The sequence below is a fragment of the Campylobacter concisus UNSWCS genome (assembly GCF_000466685.1).
GTDB lineage: Bacteria > Campylobacterota > Campylobacteria > Campylobacterales > Campylobacteraceae > Campylobacter_A > Campylobacter_A concisus_A.
On sequence record NZ_ANNG01000138.1, the window covers coordinates 1 to 655 of the forward strand.

The window sequence follows — 655 nt, forward strand, 5'->3', positions numbered from 1 at the left end:
AATTGTGGAAAAAAACAAAACGGATAACGAGAAAGATCAACTAATAAATTTTTCATAATATACTCCTTAAAACTCATTACAAATCAAACATCTATCTACAAAACTATCAATATCAGGGGCATTTAAATCGTGCTTTTTGTGATAGTGCGTGAAGTTGTCTAGCTCTCTATCAAGCATTAAGTTTTCAACATAAGCCAAATGTTGAGTATTAACATCACCGCCCAAGCCTTGATAGTAATTAACTAGCTCGTAATCTTTCATTCTACTTACTGGTCTAGGTTTTTCATTACTTTTAAAAAGCTCGTCGCAAATTCTTAAAATTTGCCTTTGTTTTAAGGTATTGCCAAAAGTCTTTATTTCATCGCTTGCATCATCATATCGTTTAATAGTATTGTTATCTTTAATAATCCTAGTTTTTTGCCAAAGATCGCCAAATTCATCAAATATCCGTAAAGGTTTCCTAGTATCAGGATCAACAACAACACTAACCAAGCCTTTATTATAATTTTTAGTAAGAGATATTAGGTCAATACTGCCGTTTAACTTTCTATAAATTTCAAGACTTACAAACGTTTGCGACATAGTAAAACGCCTAATTTTATGCTTTAAATACCAGTAGCTAATATCGGTCAAATTATCTAAATCAGGATTTTGA

Annotated in this window: 1 protein-coding gene; it reads right to left on the minus strand. The window is 31.0% G+C overall.

Annotated elements, in window-relative coordinates:
* Nucleotides 1-66: 66 nt before the first annotated feature.
* The coding region (locus tag UNSWCS_RS12210) for a hypothetical protein (protein WP_035144256.1) at nucleotides 67-655 on the minus strand (589 nt) is incomplete at its 5' end.